The sequence below is a fragment of the Curtobacterium sp. PvP017 genome, assembly GCF_054060195.1.
This window is the reverse complement of sequence record NZ_JBSSCY010000002.1, coordinates 1-19,602: the sequence shown is the minus strand read 5'-3', so window position 1 is coordinate 19,602 and position 19,602 is coordinate 1. Positions and strand designations below refer to the sequence as shown.

21 protein-coding genes are annotated in these 19,602 nt (G+C 70.5%); 11 read left to right on the top strand and 10 right to left on the bottom strand.

Features of this window, described 5'->3' with window-relative positions; genetic code table 11:
* Positions 1-2: 2 nt before the first annotated feature.
* On the bottom strand, positions 3-725 hold the full coding sequence (locus ACVKXF_RS03965) for a type 1 periplasmic-binding domain-containing protein (protein WP_340196033.1): 723 nt from the start codon (positions 723-725) through the stop codon (positions 3-5).
* 122 nt (positions 726-847) lie between these two features.
* Here ACVKXF_RS03965 and ACVKXF_RS03960 point away from each other — a divergent pair, with 122 nt between their 5' ends.
* From ACVKXF_RS03960 to ACVKXF_RS03940, 5 genes are all read left to right on the top strand, one after another.
* Entirely contained in the window at positions 848-2,134 is a 1,287-nt protein-coding gene (locus tag ACVKXF_RS03960; protein WP_396289898.1) for a HupE/UreJ family protein, read from the top strand.
* Between the two features lie 93 nt (positions 2,135-2,227).
* Positions 2,228-4,363 (top strand): Ig-like domain repeat protein, encoded by a 2,136-nt coding sequence (locus tag ACVKXF_RS03955; RefSeq protein WP_456794917.1) that lies wholly within the window; start codon positions 2,228-2,230, stop codon positions 4,361-4,363.
* A 242-nt stretch (positions 4,364-4,605) separates the two neighbouring features.
* Positions 4,606-4,821, top strand: coding sequence for a helix-turn-helix domain-containing protein (locus tag ACVKXF_RS03950; RefSeq protein ID WP_148061698.1), 216 nt, complete (start codon positions 4,606-4,608; stop codon positions 4,819-4,821).
* Complete coding sequence (locus ACVKXF_RS03945) at positions 4,818-5,198, top strand: hypothetical protein (RefSeq protein WP_456794916.1); 381 nt, start codon at positions 4,818-4,820, stop codon at positions 5,196-5,198. Before ACVKXF_RS03950 ends, ACVKXF_RS03945 begins: the two co-directional genes overlap by 4 nt.
* Positions 5,199-5,249: 51 nt before the next feature.
* Positions 5,250-5,981, top strand: a complete 732-nt coding sequence (locus ACVKXF_RS03940; RefSeq protein WP_123310882.1) for a S1 family peptidase — start codon at positions 5,250-5,252, stop codon at positions 5,979-5,981.
* 97 nt (positions 5,982-6,078) lie between these two features.
* On the opposite strand, the gene ACVKXF_RS03935 is transcribed toward ACVKXF_RS03940, so the two are convergent.
* A complete protein-coding gene (locus ACVKXF_RS03935) occupies positions 6,079-6,912 on the bottom strand; it encodes a glycoside hydrolase family 16 protein (RefSeq protein WP_123312173.1) in 834 nt (277 codons plus the stop codon).
* Between the two features lie 17 nt (positions 6,913-6,929).
* Positions 6,930-8,744: a hypothetical protein gene (locus ACVKXF_RS03930; RefSeq protein WP_456794915.1), complete on the bottom strand. Its 1,815-nt coding sequence runs from the start codon at positions 8,742-8,744 to the stop codon at positions 6,930-6,932.
* A gap of 47 nt (positions 8,745-8,791) precedes the next feature.
* Here ACVKXF_RS03930 and ACVKXF_RS03925 point away from each other — a divergent pair, with 47 nt between their 5' ends.
* Positions 8,792-8,917 carry a hypothetical protein gene (locus tag ACVKXF_RS03925; RefSeq protein WP_456794914.1) on the top strand — a complete coding sequence of 42 codons (126 nt, stop codon included), beginning with the start codon at positions 8,792-8,794 and terminating at the stop codon, positions 8,915-8,917.
* A gap of 66 nt (positions 8,918-8,983) precedes the next feature.
* Here the strand turns inward: ACVKXF_RS03925 and ACVKXF_RS03920 are convergent, their stop codons facing one another.
* On the bottom strand, positions 8,984-9,586 hold the full coding sequence (locus tag ACVKXF_RS03920; protein WP_456794913.1) for a hypothetical protein: 603 nt from the start codon (positions 9,584-9,586) through the stop codon (positions 8,984-8,986).
* A gap of 68 nt (positions 9,587-9,654) precedes the next feature.
* On the opposite strand from ACVKXF_RS03920, the gene ACVKXF_RS03915 reads away from it, so the two are divergent.
* Entirely contained in the window at positions 9,655-10,542 is an 888-nt protein-coding gene (locus tag ACVKXF_RS03915) for an SDR family oxidoreductase (RefSeq protein WP_123310880.1), read from the top strand.
* 28 nt (positions 10,543-10,570) lie between these two features.
* Positions 10,571-10,870 carry a Dabb family protein gene (locus ACVKXF_RS03910; protein WP_456794912.1) on the top strand — a complete coding sequence of 100 codons (300 nt, stop codon included), beginning with the start codon at positions 10,571-10,573 and terminating at the stop codon, positions 10,868-10,870.
* 245 nt (positions 10,871-11,115) lie between these two features.
* Here the strand turns inward: ACVKXF_RS03910 and ACVKXF_RS03905 are convergent, their stop codons facing one another.
* From ACVKXF_RS03905 to ACVKXF_RS03895, 3 genes are all read right to left on the bottom strand, one after another.
* Positions 11,116-11,256, bottom strand: coding sequence for a hypothetical protein (locus ACVKXF_RS03905; protein WP_456794911.1), 141 nt, complete (start codon positions 11,254-11,256; stop codon positions 11,116-11,118).
* A 56-nt stretch (positions 11,257-11,312) separates the two neighbouring features.
* Positions 11,313-12,806 carry a hypothetical protein gene (locus tag ACVKXF_RS03900; RefSeq protein WP_456794910.1) on the bottom strand — a complete coding sequence of 498 codons (1,494 nt, stop codon included), beginning with the start codon at positions 12,804-12,806 and terminating at the stop codon, positions 11,313-11,315.
* Between the two features lie 141 nt (positions 12,807-12,947).
* Entirely contained in the window at positions 12,948-13,790 is an 843-nt protein-coding gene (locus tag ACVKXF_RS03895; protein WP_456794909.1) for a helix-turn-helix transcriptional regulator, read from the bottom strand.
* A gap of 101 nt (positions 13,791-13,891) precedes the next feature.
* Between ACVKXF_RS03895 and ACVKXF_RS03890 the strand changes: the two genes are divergently transcribed.
* Positions 13,892-14,575, top strand: coding sequence for an SDR family NAD(P)-dependent oxidoreductase (locus tag ACVKXF_RS03890; RefSeq protein ID WP_456794908.1), 684 nt, complete (start codon positions 13,892-13,894; stop codon positions 14,573-14,575).
* A 66-nt stretch (positions 14,576-14,641) separates the two neighbouring features.
* Here ACVKXF_RS03890 and poxB read toward each other — a convergent pair whose 3' ends face one another.
* Entirely contained in the window at positions 14,642-16,366 is a 1,725-nt protein-coding gene (poxB, locus tag ACVKXF_RS03885) for a ubiquinone-dependent pyruvate dehydrogenase (RefSeq protein WP_456794907.1), read from the bottom strand.
* An 88-nt stretch (positions 16,367-16,454) separates the two neighbouring features.
* On the opposite strand from poxB, the gene ACVKXF_RS03880 reads away from it, so the two are divergent.
* Positions 16,455-17,156 (top strand): phosphatase PAP2 family protein, encoded by a 702-nt coding sequence (locus ACVKXF_RS03880; protein WP_340196023.1) that lies wholly within the window; start codon positions 16,455-16,457, stop codon positions 17,154-17,156.
* 93 nt (positions 17,157-17,249) lie between these two features.
* Here ACVKXF_RS03880 and ACVKXF_RS03875 read toward each other — a convergent pair whose 3' ends face one another.
* Complete coding sequence (locus ACVKXF_RS03875) at positions 17,250-18,512, bottom strand: multidrug effflux MFS transporter (protein WP_456794906.1); 1,263 nt, start codon at positions 18,510-18,512, stop codon at positions 17,250-17,252.
* A gap of 25 nt (positions 18,513-18,537) precedes the next feature.
* On the opposite strand from ACVKXF_RS03875, the gene ACVKXF_RS03870 reads away from it, so the two are divergent.
* Positions 18,538-18,975, top strand: coding sequence for a MarR family winged helix-turn-helix transcriptional regulator (locus ACVKXF_RS03870; protein ID WP_456794905.1), 438 nt, complete (start codon positions 18,538-18,540; stop codon positions 18,973-18,975).
* On the opposite strand, the gene soxR is transcribed toward ACVKXF_RS03870, so the two are convergent.
* Complete coding sequence (gene soxR, locus ACVKXF_RS03865) at positions 18,972-19,454, bottom strand: redox-sensitive transcriptional activator SoxR (RefSeq protein ID WP_111085894.1); 483 nt, start codon at positions 19,452-19,454, stop codon at positions 18,972-18,974. The genes ACVKXF_RS03870 and soxR overlap by 4 nt on opposite strands.
* Between the last annotated feature and the right edge of the window lie 148 nt (positions 19,455-19,602).

Sequence of the window (19,602 nt, the reverse complement as noted above, 5' to 3'; positions counted from 1 at the left end):
GGTCAGCGCACCCAGACGACGATGCCGCGCAGGTCGTGCAGGACCGCCGCCAGGCCCGCACGCAGCGCGCGGTCGGCGCGCTCCTCGGTGAAGGTGGACGGGTCGTAGTGGCTCGACGGCCCGAGTCCCTCGCCGCGGAAGCCGCCGCCGGTCCAGTCCGCGGCCGTCACGTTCGACGTCGGCTCGGCGATCTCGGCGCCGACGACCAGGAACTGCTGGTGCAGCGCGGTCGGCGACACCGCGGCGAGCGGGTCGACCATGTGGTTGCCGACGCTGATCACCAGGTCGGACCGCTCGTCGATCGCCCGGGTGACCGCGGCGATCCGGTCGTCGGCGTCCGTCGCCGACACCGTCGTGACGGTGACGTCCTCGTCCGCCGCCCACGACGCGACGGTGTCGAGCAGGGTCCGGGTCGGAGCGTCCTCGGCGTCGCCGGCGTCCGACAGGAGCACGACGTCGTAGCCGTCGGGGGCGTGCACCCCGGACCACGAACCCGGCTCCGGGTGGATGGTGGCCTCGGGTGCCGGCGGCCGCGTCGGGTCGGAGAAGCCCGCGCCGAGGGCGCCGGCCGTGGCGTGGGCCGTCGCCGACGTGCCGGTACCGGCGTCGGTTCCTGCGTCGGTCCCGCCGGGCGTCGCCGAGCACCCGGCCAGCACGGCGGCGCCGGCGCCGACGAGGGCGACGGCGGTCAGCAGGACGGTCGTCCGAGCGGCGAGGCGGGTCACTGCATCATCGAAACACGTCGGTGCGCCCCACCGGGCCGACTCCGGCGGCTGTCCGACACCTGTCCCACTGCTGGTCACCACCTGTTCACCTGCCGGTCGTCCGAGGGCCGGATCGTCTGCGCGTGCCTTCCGGAACCTCCGTCGCGCTCCTGCGCCCCCGCCCCGTCCGTCCGTCCCGCGCCGCCGCGCTGATCGCCCGGGTCGTCGCCGTGCTCCTGCTGCTCGGGGTGGTCGTCGTCGGCGTGCTGGCCGGGGCGTCGCCGGCATCGGCGCACGGCTTCAGCTCGGTCGTCTACGCGAAGGTGACGTCGCCGGAACCGACGGTCGTGCACGCGGAGCTCGGGCTCGAGTACGACCTGATGCTGGTGTCGGTCGCCACGAGCGAGCACGACGACCCCCTGCACACGCAGGGCCAGGCGGCCTGGGACGACGGCGACTTCCCCGGCATGGTGTCGGCGGCGGAGGCGCACACCGACGCCATCGGGAAGTACGTGTCCGACCGGTTCACGGTGACGGGGGCCGGCGGGCAGCGCTGCACGGCCGTGCTCGGGAAGACCGTGACGGTCGACCTGCAGGACGAGGTGCCGTACGCCCACGTGACGGCCGACTTCACCTGCCCCGAGCCGTCGGAGACGCAGACCGGACACGTCGTCCGGTCGACGCTGTTCCCGGACAGCGAGACCTTCGTGCGGGACACCAAGACGATCGTCACGTACGACGTCGACGCGAAGCAGGGGTCGGCGACACTCGACGCCGCGCAGCCGTCGTTCTCGACCGAGCAGTCGGCAGGGCAGCGCTTCTGGGAGTTCTTCCGCCTCGGCGCCGAGCACCTGCTGACCGGGATCGACCACATCCTGTTCCTCGTCGCGCTCATCGCCGGTTCACGACGTCTGCGCGAGGTGGTCTACACCGCGTCGGCGTTCACGATCGCGCACTCGATCACGTTCATCCTCGCCGCGCTCGGGGTGGTGAGCCCGCCCGCCATCGTCGTCGAGCCGCTCATCGCCCTGTCCATCGCCGCAGTGGCCGGCTGGTACCTGTGGCGGCTCTGGCGGCGCCGGTCGCGGGCGGACGAACTCGTGGTCGGTACGCACGGGCACTTCTCGCTCGACCGAGCCGGCTGGACGCGCCTGGCCGTCGTCTTCGCGTTCGGGCTCATCCACGGACTCGGGTTCGCCGGGGCGCTGGGCATCCACGAGGCGTTCTCGTGGCAGCTGCTCGTGTCGCTCCTCATCTTCAACGTCGGCATCGAGGCCGTGCAGCTCGCGATCATCGTCATCGTGTTCCCGCCGCTGTCCCTCCTGCGCCGGAAGGCCCACCGTGTCTCGCTCTGGGTCACCGGAGCCGTCACCGCCGGGGTGTTCGTGATGGGGATGATCTGGTTCGTCGAGCGCCTCGCTGCAGGATGACCACGACTTGTCACTCAGCGTTTACCAAGACGTTTCGCAGTGCATGCAGAGTCTTCCGTGCTGCACCATCCCACGTCTGAGAAACGGACCACCATGAGTCTCCTGTCCGGCGCCACCACACGGCGCAGAACCACCACCCTCCGCGTGTGCGGAGCCGTCCTCGGGGCCGCGCTCATCGCCGGTGCCTCGATGGTCGGCACGAACGCCGCCACCGCGGCGACGAACACCCCCACCACCAACATCTCCACCGGCGGCCCGATCCACATCCTGCTGGGCGTCGGCGCCACCGAGAGCCAGCGCATCGCCTCGTGGTACTTCCCGACGAACGTCGCCCAGTCGCTCGAGATCCAGAAGACCGCGTCGATGACCGACGGGGTCTTCACCGACGCCAAGTCGACGATCGCCGCGTCGAAGGCCGCGAACACCGCAGTCGACACGAGCACGACGGACTCGAACACGAAGAACATCGACGGCATCGCCGCCGAGTCGGGCTACATCAACGCCCACGCCACGATCTCGGACCTCGAGCCGAACACCTCGTACACGTACCACGTCGGTGCGGCGGACGGGTCGGCATGGTCGGCGTCCTACACGTTCACCACGAAGAGCTTCTCCGGCGACTTCGACTTCCTGTTCTTCGGTGACCCGCAGATCGGTTCGTCGGGCTACGTCGACGACGACGGGGCGGGCTGGGCGGACACGCTGAAGTACGCCACGACCACCGAGCCGGACGCCGAGCTCCTGGTCTCCGGTGGCGACCAGATCGAGCACGCCAACAACGAGTACGAGTGGGGTGCGTTCGCCGACAGCAGCGACGTCCTCAAGCGCTACCCGTGGGCCTCGACCATCGGCAACCACGACGTCGGCGGCAAGGCGTACGAGCAGCACAACCAGGTGCCGAACTCGCTCAAGGTGCCGGACTTCTACCCGGGTGGCAACACCACCGCGAACTCGGGTGGCGACTACTGGTACATGTACAAGGGCGTCCTGTTCATCGACATCAACTCGAACGCCTACGCGGCCGGTTCGGACGCTGCCCACGTGAACTACGTGCGCGACGTCATCAACCGCTACGGCGACGACGCGAAGTGGACCACGCTGGTCTACCACCACTCGATCTACTCGCCGGCCGACCACGCGAACGACAAGGACAACCAGCAGCGCCGGTTCGACTTCACGCGTGCGTTCTCCGACATGGGCGTCGACCTCGTCCTGCAGGGCCACGACCACTCCTACTCGCGCAGCTACGCGATCAAGAACGGCAAGAAGGCCAACGTCAACGAGCAGCCCGCTGCTCCCGAGGTCTTCTCCGGCCCCGGTGGCGTCATCTACATGACGGCGAACTCGGCCTCCGGCTCGAAGTACTACGACCTGACCGCTCCGGACGCCACGCAGAGCGGCTACGGCGCGGACCCGCTCGACCCGACGGGCAAGCGCCACTGGGCCAACTCGGTCGAGAACCAGGAGCACGTCCGCACCTTCGTGAAGGTGTCGGTCACCGACGAGAAGCTCTCCGTCCAGGACATCCGCGCCGGTGACTGCACCACGCTCAACTCGGCGGTCCAGCACGGCAACGTCGACAGCTGCGGCGTGACGCTCCAGCCGACCGCCACCGCCGACCCGGCCGCGATCGGTTCGACGGTCGACCGGTTCGACCTGCACGCCACGCTGCCGGCGACCACCACGACGCTCGCCGTCTCCGCCGCGTCGCAGACCTACAACGCGGCGAAGCCGGCCACGGTCACCGCGACCATCGCCGGTGGCATCGGCAAGCAGCAGGGCACGCTGACGGTCTCGGACGGCAAGAAGGTCCTCGGCACCGTCCCGGTGAAGAACAGCACCGCCACCATGACGCTCCCCAGCGCCCTGGCCATCGGCACGCACGCGCTCACCGCCAAGTTCGTCAACGCGGACTCGACCTTCTCGGGCACCGACTCGGCGACCGCGAAGGCCACCACCGTCACCGTCACGAAGGCCCCGTCCCGCACGGCGCTCAAGTACAGCGGCGGCAAGGCGACCGTGCAGGTGAAGGCCACGGGCTTCACCGTCAACGGCACCGCGCGGATCTACCAGGGCACGAAGCGCCTGGCGACCGTCACCGTCAAGAACGGCAAGGTCACCTCGGCGCTCTCGCTGAAGAAGGGCACGCACAAGCTGCACGCCGTCTTCGCCGGCACCGACACCCTGACGACGAGCACCAGCCCGGTGCAGTCGATCGTCATCAAGTAACACCAGTGCACCGAGCGAGGGCCCCGCGACTCCGGTCGCGGGGCCCTCGTGCGTCGTTCAGGACTGCGCGATCGTGAAGCGAGGACGACGATCGCCACGGGCGTGCCGACCACTACGACCGCAAGACTCCGTGGGAGCGATCGGTTCCGAACACGTTGTGTAAGCGATGGGTTACTGGTGGTACTTGTAAGCGATCGGTGACAGGGTTACGCTGTAACCGGACGATTACAGCGGAGGCGCACATGCGAGTCGACACCGCCCTTGCGCTGGGCGATCTCGTGCACGAGCGCCGCACGCATCTCGGTTGGTCTCAGGCTGAGCTCGCCGAGCGGATGGGTGTCAGCCGCCGATGGGTCAACGAGTTCGAAGGCGGGAAGGGCACCGCACAGCTCCGTCTTGCCTTCGACGCGCTGACCGTCCTCGGCCTGGTCCTCGAGGCGAACGAGCGCGACCGATGAGCGAGCTGCGCACGTTCCTCGACGGCGTGCCGGTCGGCACCTTCGAGATGAACGCCCGTGCGGACCCCGATCCGCGGGCCATCCGGATCGCCAGCCAGACGAACAAGGCCGCGAAGGCGAGGCCGATGAACGCGCCGACCAGTGCGACGGCGAGCCCACCGTCGGTGTTCAGCACCGCGACGACCAGGAACCCGAGGCGGACGAGCACCACAGCGCACCAGATAGCGGACGCGATGGTGACGACGGTCGGGCGCGTCCTCCGAGCGGTGTTCGTGCTCATGTCGCTCCTCCGGTTTCCCGGTCGACACGATCCTCGGGCGGCCCCGTCCGCCGAAGTGCGGACTGGCGTCGCCCCCGAACGAGGGTCAGGATGCTGACCAGTTGCACAACGCAACGGGTCAGGTGCTTCCCCCGACAGAGGAGTCGTCATGAAGAAGTCCATCGCAGCCGCGTTCGCCGCCGCGGCCGTCATCACCGCGGGTGTGTTCGCCGCGTCACCCGCCTCGGCACTGCCGGCCAGCACCAAGGTCGTCGGTGGCGAGAAAGCCCCCACCACCTCGTGGGCGGTCCAGCTCGAGGCCTCGGGCGGCTCGATCCCGTCCGGCTACGTCAGCAACTGCACCGGTGAGCAGATCAACGCCTCGTGGATCCTCACCGCCCGGCACTGCATCGACGGCATCGGCGCGATGAACGTCTACCACTCGAACTCCACGACCAACCGGGGCACGGCCGTCGCCGTCGACCGCGTCAGTGCCTCGCCGGCCGGCGACATCGCCCTCGTCCACCTGCGGACCGCGTACGCGCTGTCCACGTACGCACCCCTCGACCTCACCGCGACCGCCAAGTCGAGCGGGACCGGCACCATCCAGGGGTACGGCCTGCGCGCGAACGCGACCCAGTCCGACGGGCTCTACCAGGCCACCGTCTCGCTCACCGGCGCGAGTACCGACGCCTACAGCGGTCGTGCGCAGCACCTCACGGGCGTGACCGGCGCCTCGAACCACGGCGACTCCGGCGGCCCGCTGCTCGTCAACGGCAAGGTCGTCGCCGTCTGCTCCACCGGTGACAGCGCCGACCCCGGTGCGAACACCAAGGCCGGCTCGAACTACGCCCTGCTGTCGCAGGCCTCGTCCTGGATCAAGACCACGGCCGGCGTCTGAACCGACAGGCGGACGGGAGGCCCGTGGCGACGTCGCCACGGGCCTCCCGTCCGTCATCAGCCGTCTCCAGAGCGGCTGGTCGCCCACCCGCGCTGGGTCAGGAGTTGTCGATCACACGGACGTAGTCGATCTTCATCTGCTGCGGGAACTGCGTCGTACCGTCCGGGTAGCCCGGCCAGCTGCCGCCGACGGCGAGGTTCAGCACGATGAAGAACGGCTTGTCGAAGACCCACGGATTGCCACCCGTGTCGGCCGGCGTGACCGTCTTGTACGCGACACCGTCGACCGACCAGGTGATCGATCCCGGCTTCCAGTCGACCGCGAACGTGTGGAACGTGTCCGCGAACGACCACCCCTGGGGGTGCTGGTAGCTCGACGTGATGCCCTGGCCGCCGGAGTACCCGGGCCCGTGGACCGTGCCGTGCACCGTCGCCGGCTCGTACCCGACGTTCTCCATCACGTCGACCTCGCCGGAGTTCGGCCAGCCGACCTGGGGCAGGTCGGAGCCGAGCATCCAGAACGCCGGCCAGATGCCCTGGCCGCGGGGGATCTGGATCCGGGCCTCGACGCGGCCGTACCGGGGCGTGTACTTGCCCTGCGTCGTGAGTCGGGCGCTGGTGTACGAACCGTCCGCCTCGCGCTTCGCCGTGATGATCAAGTTGCCCTGCCCGTCGAGCGCCGAGTTGTCGCGCGAGTCGGTGTAGTCCTCGAGCTCGTTGTTGCCCCAGCCGCCGCCGCCGGTCTCGTTCGTCCACGCCGATCGATCCGGCGCGCTGCCCGCGGCTCCGTCGAAGTCCTGCGACCAGACCACGTCGCCGCTCGCGGCGTTCGCGGGGTCCGCTCCCTGCAGGACGGGGCCCGCACCGAGTGCGATGGCCGCCGCTCCGGCGACCGTGAGAGCGACCAGTCGTCGCTTCCGAGTGGTGTGCATCATCGATCCTCCCGGGATCAGTTGTACGAGGCGACGCGGTTCGGGGCGGTGTTGCCCGCTGGTGTCGGCACCGCACCACCGACGCCGTTGATGACGCTCGAGATGGTGCCGGTGTCGCCGAGCGAGACCGTGACCAGGCCGTGCGCGCGGACGCCAGCGGTCTGCGGGACCTCGAACGCCCGGTCTGCGTGCACCGCGGGGTTCGTGTTGAAGAAGCAGTAGACGCCGCCGCCCCAGATCTCGTGGCTCGTCACGTTCGCCGCCACCTTGTAGGCCGCGTAGCCGGCGCCGGTCGGGCTCTGCCACGAGGCGTTGTCGGGCACGTCGTAGGGCATCTCGTTCTGGAAGAAGATCGTCTTGCCGTTGTTGCCGTTCCACTGCACTTCGTACTTCTGGTAGTGCTCGACGAACAGCCCGGTGGCGAGGACGTCGTTGCCGTTCACCTCGACGCCGGTCGCCCCGGTGTTCACGGTCCACCCGGTCGCCGCACCGCCGTGGTCCGCGCGCCAGGCCCAGATGTGGTCGACGAGCGTGTCGTCGGCGTTCACCTGCAGCGTGGTCGAGGCCTTGCCCTGCACGCTCGATCCGACGCGGAAGAAGACGTCCTGGATGCTCTGCGGGTCGCCGGCGTGGTCGACGTGCGACCCGGACGCGCCGAGGCGGACCAACTGCGCGCTGTTCTGCGTGCCCGCATCGACCACGAGGTTCGAGACGTTCACCCCCGCGACGTCGGTCGAGGTCAGGACGGCGTTGCCCTTGGTCGGCACGAGCGTCGGGAAGCCGATGCCCGTCACGACGGTGTCCGCGCGGGTGACGTTGATCGCCGCGTCGAGCTGGTAGGTGCCCGGTGTGAAGAACAGGTTCAGCCCCTGGGCCAGCGCGCTGTTGATGGTCGCCGACGAGTCGCCCGGGTGGGCGACGTAGAAGTTCCGCATCGGGATGTCGGTGCCGCCGGTGTTCGGCCACGTGACACCGCTCGAGTTCTGCCGCAGCGACGGGACGAACACGTGGTACTTGTTCGACGAGTCGACGTACAGGTACGGCTTCTCCCGCGTCGTCGGGGTCGTGGCGAGCGTGGTGTAGCTCTTCGAGAAGTCGTTCGCCGGGGCGCCGTTCACCCCAGAGAACGTCATGTTCCAGTTGCCGCCCTGCCACGAGCCGATCGTGGAGTTCCGGGTGTACCACTGCTGCTGCGACCCGGAGGTCACCGTGCCGTCGACCTTGGTGTCGGCGATGTAGCCGCCCGACGAGTACCCCTGGCCGCCGTCCTGGTTCGAGGGCCCCATCGTCAGGTTCCCCTTGATGTGCACCCGACGCATCGGCGCGGCCTGGGACACCGCCCACCGGTCGGTGCCGCCTTCGGGGGCGATCGCCACGTTCTCGACCGACCGCCAGAAGTTCTGCGTCGCGTTCTTCTCGTCCCCGGCGTTCCATCCGGAATCGACGTTCACGGCACCGTTGATCGTCACGTCGTCGGGGTTCTTCCCGAGCCCGGCGACCGATGTGTAGAAGCCCAGGTTCGCCCAGACGCGGCCGTAGCTGCCGGGCTTGAACAGGAAGGCGTACCGCTGCGTGCCGAACTGCGCGCTCGCGCTGCGGAGCTGACTGGTGAAGGCGGCGTCGACGTCGGCCTGGATGGTCGACGCGGGCACCGAGGGATCGTAGATCTTGACGTTGCTCCCGAAGTCCGGGGTGTCGCTCGTCGTGACCGCCTGGGCGGAGATCGCGGGGACGAGGGCCCCCACGACACCGGCGCTCAAGGCGATCGCGACGAGCTGCTTCATCCGTCGTTGCATGATGCTCGATTCGTCGTCGTGCGGCGTCGTTGCCACACGGAACAGACCGTAGACCTGTCGGAGCGCCCGGACAGTCGGACGAAATGGGGACCAGTGGCGACTCCGGTCCGCAGCAGACCGACACGGCGCGCGACGCTGAACGCGCGTCCACGTGCGACGACCTGCTGTCGCAGGCCTCGTCCTGGATCAAGACCACGGCCGGCGTCTGAACCAAGAGGCGGACGGGAGGCCCGTGGCGACGCCGCCACGGGCCTCCCGTCCGTCACCGGCCCCGTTCAGGGCGCTGGGTCGCCCACCTGGGGCGGGTCCTTCACCACCTGCGCCGCGGCTGCCTTGTCCAGCGAGCCAGGGAAGTTGAACCGCGCGAAGCGCCCGGAAGGGTCGTGCGGGCTCGACGGCCGAGCGATCGAGGAGCCGTCGATCAGGGCGAGCAGTGCGGCGCGGTGGTCGCCGGTGATCGTGGCGTCCCGTCCTTCACGGACCAGGATCGAGACCTTCCGGCCGCGACGGACCCCGAAGCGCAGGGAGAGTCCGTCGGCTTCCTCGTTGCCGGCCGGGTCGAGTTCGGCGACGTCGACGTCGCCGAACTCGGCGGTGCGGCCTCGGATCCGGATGCGTCGGAGCTGCACGTCGACGGCGAAGGGGCGCGTCTGGAACCGGATGATCTGCCACAGGCCGACGACGAGCAGGCACGAGCCGGCGAACCAGATCGGCACGGCGATCCAGCCGAAGAGCTGGAACGGAGACGCCCCGCCCCGCGAGAAGAACGCGGTCGCCGTGCCGAAGACGACCATCCAGGGCATCACGCGCCGGAAGCGCGCCCGGAACACGCGCCGCTTCGGCTCGTCGTCGAACACGATCCAGCCGTCCTCTGCCACATGGTGGACCGTACCCCTGGCCCGGTGACGCTGAAAGCCCGCTCACGTGCGACGACGATGGTGGATGCATGAGCCAGTACGACAAGCGCGACCCGAACACCCTCTACCCGGCCCCGCCGTACCCGAAGCAGGAGCAGTCGCTGCCGGGTGCCGCCTGGAAGATGGACCCGAAGCCGGACCACGGCGAGGAGAGCTACGTCGGCCGTGAGCGGCTGACCGGCTACCGCGGCATCATCACCGGCGCCGATTCCGGCATCGGTCGAGCGGCCGCGATCGCGCTGTCGCGCGAAGGCGCCGACCTGGTGCTGTCCTACCTGCCGGACGAGCAGGAGGACGCCGAAGAGGTCCGCGACCTGCTCGAGTCCGAGGGCCGTCGCGCGGTCCTGTTCCCCGGTGACATCTCCGACGAGCAGTACTGCAAGGACCTGGTGCAGAAGGGCGTCGACGAGCTCGGCGGTCTCGACACCCTGGTCATGGTCGCCGGCCGCATGGACAGCAACGAGGACATCCTGACCCTCGACACGTCGATGTTCGACTCGACGTTCAAGACCAACATCTACTCGTTGTTCTGGCTGACCAAGGCTGCGGTGCCGCACCTCGAGCCGGGCTCCACCATCGTGACGACGGGTTCGATCCAGGCGTCGACGCCGTCGGCCGACAAGATCGACTACGCGGTGTCGAAGGGTGCGATCAAGCTCTTCACCGAGGCCGTTGCACAGCAGCTCGCCCCGAAGGGCATCCGCGTGAACTCCGTCGCGCCCGGACCCGTGTGGACGCCGCTGCAGCCGGGCTCCGACGACGCCGAGACCGTGTCGCACTTCGGCGAGACCTCGCCGTTCGGTCGACCCGGACAGCCCGCCGAGCTCGGTGCCGCGTACGTGCACCTCGTGAGCCCGGAGTCCAGCTACCAGTCCGGATCCACGATCACGATCGCCGGCGGAACGCCCGCGTTCTGATCGGCGTCGTGACAGACGAGGAGACCACATGTCCGGAGTGACGCACACCGTGCTGGTCGAGTGGGACGGAGCGGACCGGTCGTCCGAGGCCGACGCCCTGTCACGTGAGCACCTGCCGCGGATCGACGGTGTCGAGTCGGTGCAGTCGGGGACGAGCGTGAGCACCGAGGGGCTGGAGGGCGGGTTCCACTGGATGCTCGTCGTCCGGTTCCGCGATCGGGCAGCGCTCGCCGGGTACCTGCCGCACCCGGAGCACCGGCCAGTGGCGGAGTTCATCGGCGGGGCGAGTACACGGGTCGTGGTGTTCGACGTCGAGGACGCGGCGTAGCCGGCAGCACCTCCGTCCGGACTGGATCGGGGGTGCTGACGCCGCGCGCGCACCGGTACGGTGGAAGCACGACGGGCCGGCTACCGGAACGTCGCCAGCCGAAGGCCCCGCTCGCGGGGCCTTCGTACTTCCACCAGCTCTGTGTCAGGGACGCCACGTGTGATCGTGCGTGAGCACCGCTTCGACCTGGCGCCACTGTCGAGCGAGAGTCGCGGGCCGTCTCGCCCGCAGCGCCTGACGAGGGATCAACGCCGGTCGATCGCGCTGACGACCATGCCGGTGCACACGAACAGGACGCCGCCGATGAACGCCGATGCCCCGGCGACGGCACCTTCGACGCCGCCGAGGCTCAGCGCCGCGATCGCACCCACTACGGCCAGGGGCACGCCGACCAGGTAGGCGACGAGCGCGGTTTCGGGGGATGAGCTTCTTCGTCGCCACGTCAGTGCTGCTTCCGGCGGCGGGAGGCCTGCAGCGCGATGACCGCTGCTCCGGTGACGGCGAGGCCGCCGGCCCAGGGGAGCAGGTGCATCGCGTCCGACCCCGTGTAGGCGAGCTCGCCCGTACTCGCGGTCGGGGTGACGACCGTGCCCGTGGGGGAGACTGCCGGCGCCGCGGTGGGCTGGACGTCGACCGTGAAGGCGGTTGCGAACCCGCTCGAGGCGACCTCGAGGGAGTGCGTCGACGCCTCGGGGAACGTGACATCGGTCGCGACCCACGGGTCGCGGCTCGGCGTGATGACGTCGGAAGCGTGATCCGAGGTCACCGTGAACGGCACCGGGTAGCCGTCGGCGTCGTCGACCTCGTTGCCGAAGCGGTCGACCAGGTGGCCGCTGACGAGCAGGGTCCCGCCCTGGTCGATGGTGGGTTGGCCGCCCTCGAACCCGACCCCGAACCCGATGTACCCACCGTCGGGCTGACGGGTGGTCTCGTTCTCGAACGTCCAGACGGTGCCGTCGCGTTCGATGACCCAGCTGGTGGAGTGCGCGGTGAGGAAGGTGTCCTTGTCCTCGGCGGTGACCTCCACGCCGAGCGGTGCGGCGGCGTCGATCGTGATGTTGACGTACTGCGACGCGGTCGTGGTGCCGCTCGTCGCCACGATGCGGAACGCGTAGGTGCCGGAGTAGCGGGGCTTCCCGGAGAGCGCGCCGGTGGCGTGGTCCAGGGACAGGCCGTACGGCAGGTACCCGGACTCATCGCCGTCGTCCTCGCTCGCGTACGGATCGTCGAGCGAGTAGTACGCAGCCGAGTACGTCGGTGCGGGGAAGCCCTCGGCGGCGAACGTGTGGGTGAAACGCTCACCGGCGACCGCGGAGAACGTGATCGGGTCGTCTTCGGTCGAGGCCTCCGGGAAGGCCGCCTCCTGCGTGATGACGGCGGTCGTGGTCGTCGCGGACTCCTCGGCGTCGCTGGTGATCGTGACGCTGATGGTCTTGCCGGCGTCCGATGCGGCGACGACGTACGAGTCAGCGGTGACCGGCAAGGACGTGTCACCGCTGGTCCACGCGTAGGCCAGGTCGCCGGTGAAGTCGTGCCCGGTCGCCGTCAGGGTGCTGCCGACGGTCGCGTCCCCGGTGATCGTCGCGATCGGCGACGCGGCCGGTTCGGCTGCGACGGGCGCGGTCGGATCGGGAGTCGCAGTCGCGGCCGGCGTGCTGACCGGCAGGGACGGTTCCGCGGTGGGATCAGCTGTCGCCTCGGCCGTCGGCCTGGACGTCGCCCCGGGAACCGGCGGAGCCGACTCGTCAGCGCCGTCGGCCGTGCCGTCAGCGCCCTGCGCCGGGGACGCGGTCGCGGTGCTCGTCGGCGCGACGGGCTGCTCGTCGGCGAAGGCGGTCGTGGCCGTCAACGCGCCGAAGCCGGCGCTCAGGCCGATGACGGCGATGGTCGCGCCGATCGCGCAGGCGCGTCGAAGTGTTGCAGTGCTGTGCTGCACGGGTGGTCCCCTCGGGTGTGCAGTCCGGCAGGAGCCCGGACGTCTGAGCTCGCCGGAAGCCGGCGCTCTCGGATCGTAGCCAACCTTGGAACGGGCTGAGGGCCACGTCGCGAGCATCCCCCACGAATTGGGGGCGAGTGCTCACTCCACCAACGACTGCGTCCCGAGCACGATCGCCAGCGCCAACCGCTCCGCGTCCAATGACCCCGGCACCGCCGTGTACGCCAGGATCCGCAGGTCCTCCGGTCCGACGACCAGGGTGTCGCAGTCGAGCGTGATGAGCCCGACGTCGGGGTGGTCGATCACCTTGCGGCGGGCCGTCTCGCCCATCGTCGTCGCACCCGAGTCCCACAGCTCGACGAACCGCGGGCTCGCCGCCCGCAGGTCCCGCACGAGCTGCTGCAACTGCCGGTCGAGCGGGTAGCGGGCCGCGGTCATCCGGAGTCCGGCGACCAGGTTCTCCTCGAACGCCGCCTGTTCCGCGGGCGTGTGCACGGCCCGGCTGCCGGACCCGACCAGGTGCCGCCACGCGGTGTTGCGTTCGTTCCCGCGCAGCGCCCCGATCGGCCCCATCAGCGCGTCGTACGGGGCGTTGGCGACGAGCAGGTTCCCCGCGGCGTCGAGCACCGCGACCGGGGTGTCCGCCAGCCGGTCGAGCAGCCGCTGCACGCTCGGCGGGATCCGCGACGGCACGACGTCCGCGCCCGGGGCCGCGTGCCCGGCGAGCCGGTACAGCAGCTCGCGTTCGGCGTCCGAGACCCGGAGGGCACGCGACAGCGCCTCGACCACCTGGGCGGACGGCGACGTCGCGCGTCCCTGCTCCAGGCGGGTCAGGTAGTCGGCGGAGATCCCCGCGAGGCCCGCGAGTTCCTCGCGCCGCAGCCCGGCCGCTCGACGCCGCGGCCCGACGACCATGCCGGCAGCTGCGGGGGTGACGTGGTCGCGGAGCCGTCGCAGGGTGTGCCCGAAGTCCGTGTCCGCCATGCCACCAGTCTGCGCGCACGTCGCGGCCGCGTCCTGGCCCTGCCGGTCCTACGACAACCGGGCGACTCCCTGCCGACCGCGTCGAGCGTGACGCTGGATGCATGACAACGACACTCATCACCGGCGCCACCCGTGGCCTCGGCAAGGAAACCGCCCGCCAGCTCGTCGCAGCCGGCCACACCGTCTGGATCGGTGCCCGCGACGCCGACCAGGGCGCCGCGGTCGCCGCCGAGATCGGCGCCCGCTCCGTCCAGCTCGACGTCCGCGACGACGACTCGGTCGCCGCCGCCTTCGCGCACGTCGCCGAGAACGGCGGGCTCGACGTGCTGGTCAACAACGCCGGCATCGCCGTCTGGGGGCAGAGCGGGCCCGAGGCGCTCGCCGTCTTCGACACGAACGCCGTCGGCACGATCCGCGCGACCGAGGCCGCGTTGCCGCTCCTGCGTCGCTCCGCGAACCCGATCGTGGTGAACCTGTCGAGTGCGCTCGGCTCCTTCACCGCCACCCACGACCCGTCGAAGCCGGCGTTCACCGTGCCGGCCGTGGTCTACGGCGCGTCCAAGGCCGCCGTCTCGATGCTGACGGTGCAGTACGCGCGCGTCGTGCCCGAGGTGCACTTCGTCGCGATCGAGCCCGGCTACACGGCCACCGAGTTCGGTGGCATGCCGAACCCGCACGGTCGCCCCGTCGAGGTCAGCGCCGCGACGATCGCGGCCGCCGCGTGCGCGGGCCGGGAGGGCCCGACCGGCGTGTTCCTGGAGGACGGCCAGCCGCTCGGGTGGTGACGCCGCGACGGACGGGAGGCGCGGTGCCAGCTGGCACCGCGCCTCCCGTCCGCCGTGCGGTCGCGTCTACAGCAGCTGCCGCGCGTTGGTCGACGCGAGGTCCAGCAGCTCGTCGCCGCGACCGGACAGCACCGTGCGGATGGCGTAGAGCGTGAAGCCCTTCGCCTGCTCGAGCGTGACCGCTGGCGGCATCGACAGCTCCTGCCGGTTCGCGCGCACGGAGACGAGCGCGGGCCCGTCGTGCGCGAGTGCGGCGGCCATGGCGTCCTCGAAGTCGTCGGAGACGTCGACCTTGAAGCCCTTGATGCCGATCGCCTCGGCGACGGCGGCGAAGTCCGGGTTCTGCAGCTCGGTGCCGTAGTTCACGAACCCGGCCGCCTTCATCTCGAGCTCGACGAAGTTGAGCGACGAGTTGTCGAACACGACGATCTTCACCGGCAGCTTGTTCTGCACGATCGTGATGAGCTCCCCGAGGAGCATCGTCAGCCCGCCGTCGCCCGCCAGAGCGATCACCTGGCGGTCCGGGAACGCCGTCTGCGCACCGATCGCCTGCGGCACCGCGTTCGCCATCGTGCCGTGCACGAACGACCCGATCAGGCGACGCTTGCCGTTCATCGTCAGGTAGCGCGACGCCCACACGACGGGGGAGCCGACGTCCGGGATGAACACGGCGTCCTGCGCGGCGATCCGGTCGAGCACCCGGGCGACGTACTGCGGGTGCAGCGGCTTCTTCCGGCCGGCGGGGACGGCCAGGTCGTCGAGCTTCTCGCGGGTCTTCCGGTAGTGCTTCAGGGCGTTGTCGAGGTGCGTCGTCGGGTGCGAACCGGTCAGCATCGGGATGAGGGCGAGCGCGGTGTCCTTCACGGTGCCGACCAGGCCGATGTCGACCGGGTGCCGCCGGCCGAGCTGCGACCCACGGATGTCGACCTGCACGTGCTTCGCCTTGGCCGGGAAGAACTGCTGGTACGGGAAGTCGGTGCCGAGCATGAGCACGACGTCGGCGTCCTCCATCGCGCGGTACCCGGACGCGAAGCCGAGCAGCCCGGTCATCCCGACGTCGTAGGGGTTGTCCCACTCGATGTGCTCCTTGCCGCGCAGGGCGTGCACGATCGGGGCCTGCAGCCGCTCGGCGAGCGCGACGACCTCGTCGTGCGCTCCGGCGACGCCCGCACCCGCCAGGATGGTGACCTTGTCGGCACCGTTCAGCAGCTCGGCGGTGCGCTGCAGCTCGGCTTCGCTCGGCACGATCCGCGGCGTCGTGCGCTCGATGCGCGTGGTGCGGTCGTCCTTGGCCTCGGCGAGCAGGACGTCGCCGGGGATCACGAGCACGGCGACCCCGCGCTTCTCGACCGCTTCGCGCATCGCGATCTCGAGCAGGCGGGGCATCTGCGTCGGGTCGGCGACGTACTCGACGTAGACCGAGCACTCGCGGAACAGCTCCTGCGGGTGGGTCTCCTGGAAGTAGCCGGAGCCGATCTCGGCGGTGGGGATGTGCGCGGCGATCGCGAGCACCGGGACCCGCGACCGGTTCGCGTCGAACAGGCCGTTGATGAGGTGCAGGTTGCCCGGGCCGCAGCTGCCGGCGCAGACCGCGAGCTCACCGGTCAGTTCGGCCTCGGCGCTCGCCGCGAAGGCGGCGGCTTCCTCGTGGCGGACGTGCTCCCACCGGATCGTGCCGTCCTTGCGCAGGGCGTCGGTGAAGCCGTTGAGGGAGTCCCCCGGCAGGCCGTAGACGCGCGCGACGTCGTTCTTGCGGAGGGTGGCGACGATGTTCTCGGCAACGGTTGGCATGCGTCCTGTCTACTCGCGGACGGCTGCGCTGAGTGCTTTCAGAGGCTCGCCGGGCCCGTGGTCGGGCCGGGGCTGGGACGATGGTCGGATGACCGACGCGCCGCAGCTCCGCCCCCGCCGACCGGGGCCCGACGCGGACGGCATCCTCGAGCCGTCGCCCTACCCGCTCGTGTCGGTCGCGATCGCGGTCATCGCGGTGGTCGTCATCACGCTCGTCGGGTTCGCTCTGGGCACGGTCGACCTCGGGCTCTCGAAGGCCCTGAACGCCCTGCACACGGGCGCGGTCGGGGCGTTCACCACCGCGGTCTACCACGTCATCAGTCCCGCTCCGGCGATCGGGATCACCGTCGTCGTCGTGGCCGTGATCTGGTGGCGCACCCGGAGCCTCCGACCGGCCCTGGCCTTCGGCGGCACGATCGCCGTCACCTGGGTCCCCTCCGCGGTCGTCAAGGAGATCGTGCACCGCGCTCGGCCCGACGTCGCCGTGCTGCCGCACCCGTTCCCGGTGCAGCCCGACCCCGGCTACCCGAGCGGGCACACCGTCTACATCACGGCGTTCGTGATCGCGCTGATCTGGCTGCTGCGCGAGACGCGGTGGCACCGGCTCGCGCTGACACTCGGGGTCGTCGCGATCGTGGTGGTGTTCTTCTCGGTGTCGATCGACGCGGTGCACTACCCGACCGACGCGGCGGCCTCGATCCTGTGGGCGCTCGCCGTCGCTCCGGGCGTGCGGGTGGTGTGGGTCGACTGGCTGATGCCGCGGATCCCGTTCCTGCGCCCGGGGCGGTAGCCGACGGGGCGTTCGGGTCGGCTGCCGACCCGGAACGACGTCCTCGTCGTCGTGCGACGTCGATGATGTCGTTCCGGGTCGGGCCCGACCGGGTCAGGCGAGGCGGGTGCGCCCCCGGGCGACGAGCAGCGCCACGACGGCGACCACGGCGGACGCGAGCATCACGACCGCCAGTGGCACAGCCGTCGCCGAGCCACCGATGCTGACGAGCGGCGACACCAGCGCGGCGAGCCCGAACTGCAGCGCACCGAGCACGGCCGACGCGCTGCCGGCAGCAGTGGGGACCGCACCGAGCGCGAGCGCCGTCGCGTTGCCGAGCACCAGGCCGAGCGAGCCGACCGCGGTGAACAGCGGGACGGCGAGCCAGAACACCGGCGCCGAGAAGACGACGAGCAGTGCGAACACGACCGTCGACGCGAACACCAGGGCGATGCCGAGCGACAGCACGCCGGTGACCGAACGGGTCTCGGTGAGCTTGGCGGACACGATGCTCACACCCATCAGGGCCAGCGCGTTCAGCCCGAACGCCAGGCCGTAGCCGACGGTGCCGAGCCCGATCATGTCCTGGTACAGGAACGGCGAGGCCGAGATGTAGGCCATCATCACGGCGAACGCGAAGCCGAACACGGCGATGTAGCCGAGGAACGTGCGAGAGCGCAGCGCGCGGAGCGGCGAACCGGAGCCCTTGCGCTCCTCGCGCAGCACGTCGCGGTGGGCCTTGAGGTGGGTCTCACGGATGACGGCGAGCACTGCGACGAGCATGACCACCGACAGGCCGAGCACGATCGACAGCAGTCCGCGCCAGCCGATCGGGCCGGTGAGCAGGCCGCCGAGCAGTGGTGCGACGACGGGGGCGACCCCGCCGACGATCATCATGAGCGAGAACGCGCGGGCGGCGGGCTTGCCGGTCGCCAGGTCGGAGATGACCGCACGGCTGATCACCATGCCGGCGGCGCCACCGAGTCCCTGCAGGAGTCGTGCGGCGATGAGCACGCCGATGTTCGGGGCGAAGACGGCGGCGACGCTCGCCAGGACGCACAGTGCCGCGCCGGCGATGAGCGGCGGCACGCGGCCGAACCGGTCGGACAGTGGCCCGAAGACGAGCTGGCCGGCCGTCACGCCGACCAGGAACGCGGTCAGTGTGAGCTGCACGGTGGTGGCGCTCGCACCGAGTTCGGTGGTCATCTGTGGGAACGCCGGCAGGTACAGGTCGGTGGCGAAGGGGGCGACGGCGCTGAGCAGGCCGAGCACCAGCAGCAGCGGGATCGTGATGCCCTGCTGCCTGGTCGTGGGTGTCGCGACGTGCGCGCGGATGGTTCCGGTGTCCGTGGTCATTGTTATGAAAGCATAACTCATTGCCGATCCTCGGTACAGTACGGACATGCACTCCGCTGTGTCCGACCACGTCCTCGCCGACCTCGCCGACGTCGTGCTCCGGATCTCGCGGGAGATCGACCCGCACGGTGCCGGTGCGCTCGACATCGTGCCGCTCACCGGGACCGAGGCGCTCGTGATGCGCTGGGTCGACCGCAACCCCGGCACCTCGCCGAGCGCGACGGCGGAGGCGACCGCACTCCAGCGCAGCAACCTCAGCGTCGCGCTGCGGTCCCTCGTGTCGAAGGGGATGGTCGAACGCCGGCACGACCCGGACGATGCGCGGACCGTGCAGCTGCACTCGACCGAGCTGGCGCGGGAGAGCATCGGACGCCTCCGCGCGCACTGGGCCGGCAAGCTCCGGGACGCGCTCGGCGACGACGACGGGGTGTCCGATGCGGTCGCGCTGCTCGACCGGATCGACCACGGACTCCGCGGGGTCTAGTCCTGCGGCGCGTCGTCCTCGATCGGGAGCAGCCGACGAGCGCCGTGCCCCTCGTCGCCGAGCGTGTCGCCCGGGTTCACGACCGAGCACGCACCGAGCGAGACGCAGCCGCACCCGATGCACTGCGTCATCTCCTGCTGCAGCCGCTCGAGTTCGAGTTGGCGGGCCCGCAGTCGCGCACGCCACCGTTCGTTCAGTCGGTTCCAGTCGCGCAGGGACGGCATCCGGTCGGCCGGCAGCGTGCCGAACTGCTCGGCGACCTCGCTGAGCGGGATGCCGAGCCGCTTGGCCACCTGGATGATCGCGATCCGGCGTTCGACGTGGCGCGGGTACATCCGGGTGCCACCGTCGGTGCGCTCGGGTCGGATCAGGCCCTTGCGCTCGTAGAAGTGCAGGGCCGACGCGGCGACCCCGGTGCGGCGGACGATCTCGCCGATGGGCAGCAGGTCGGTCGGACGCGGCGGCTGGATCTCGACCATGGTCGAGATCTTACGGCGGGGGGGCGGGGGGCGCGGGGGGGGGCCGCCCCCGGCCCCCCCGCCCCCCCGCCCCCCGGGGGCCCCCCGCCGGGGCCCGCACCCGAGGAGGGGAACCCGGGCCCCGTGGCACGGCGGGGCCCGCCCCCCG

Coding starts and splice junctions, on each gene's coding strand:
- ACVKXF_RS03955 (WP_456794917.1), top strand. CDS start 2,228: ATGAGTCTCCTGTCCGGCGCCACCACACGGCGCAGAACCACCACCCTC.
- ACVKXF_RS03950 (WP_148061698.1), top strand. CDS start 4,606: ATGCGAGTCGACACCGCCCTTGCGCTGGGCGATCTCGTGCACGAGCGC.
- ACVKXF_RS03945 (WP_456794916.1), top strand. CDS start 4,818: ATGAGCGAGCTGCGCACGTTCCTCGACGGCGTGCCGGTCGGCACCTTC.
- ACVKXF_RS03940 (WP_123310882.1), top strand. CDS start 5,250: ATGAAGAAGTCCATCGCAGCCGCGTTCGCCGCCGCGGCCGTCATCACC.
- ACVKXF_RS03935 (WP_123312173.1), bottom strand. CDS start 6,912: ATGCACACCACTCGGAAGCGACGACTGGTCGCTCTCACGGTCGCCGGA.
- ACVKXF_RS03925 (WP_456794914.1), top strand. CDS start 8,792: ATGGGGACCAGTGGCGACTCCGGTCCGCAGCAGACCGACACGGCGCGC.
- ACVKXF_RS03915 (WP_123310880.1), top strand. CDS start 9,655: ATGAGCCAGTACGACAAGCGCGACCCGAACACCCTCTACCCGGCCCCG.
- ACVKXF_RS03910 (WP_456794912.1), top strand. CDS start 10,571: ATGTCCGGAGTGACGCACACCGTGCTGGTCGAGTGGGACGGAGCGGAC.
- ACVKXF_RS03895 (WP_456794909.1), bottom strand. CDS start 13,790: ATGGCGGACACGGACTTCGGGCACACCCTGCGACGGCTCCGCGACCAC.
- ACVKXF_RS03890 (WP_456794908.1), top strand. CDS start 13,892: ATGACAACGACACTCATCACCGGCGCCACCCGTGGCCTCGGCAAGGAA.
- poxB (WP_456794907.1), bottom strand. CDS start 16,366: ATGCCAACCGTTGCCGAGAACATCGTCGCCACCCTCCGCAAGAACGAC.
- ACVKXF_RS03880 (WP_340196023.1), top strand. CDS start 16,455: ATGACCGACGCGCCGCAGCTCCGCCCCCGCCGACCGGGGCCCGACGCG.
- ACVKXF_RS03875 (WP_456794906.1), bottom strand. CDS start 18,512: ATGAGTTATGCTTTCATAACAATGACCACGGACACCGGAACCATCCGC.
- ACVKXF_RS03870 (WP_456794905.1), top strand. CDS start 18,538: ATGCACTCCGCTGTGTCCGACCACGTCCTCGCCGACCTCGCCGACGTC.
- soxR (WP_111085894.1), bottom strand. CDS start 19,454: ATGGTCGAGATCCAGCCGCCGCGTCCGACCGACCTGCTGCCCATCGGC.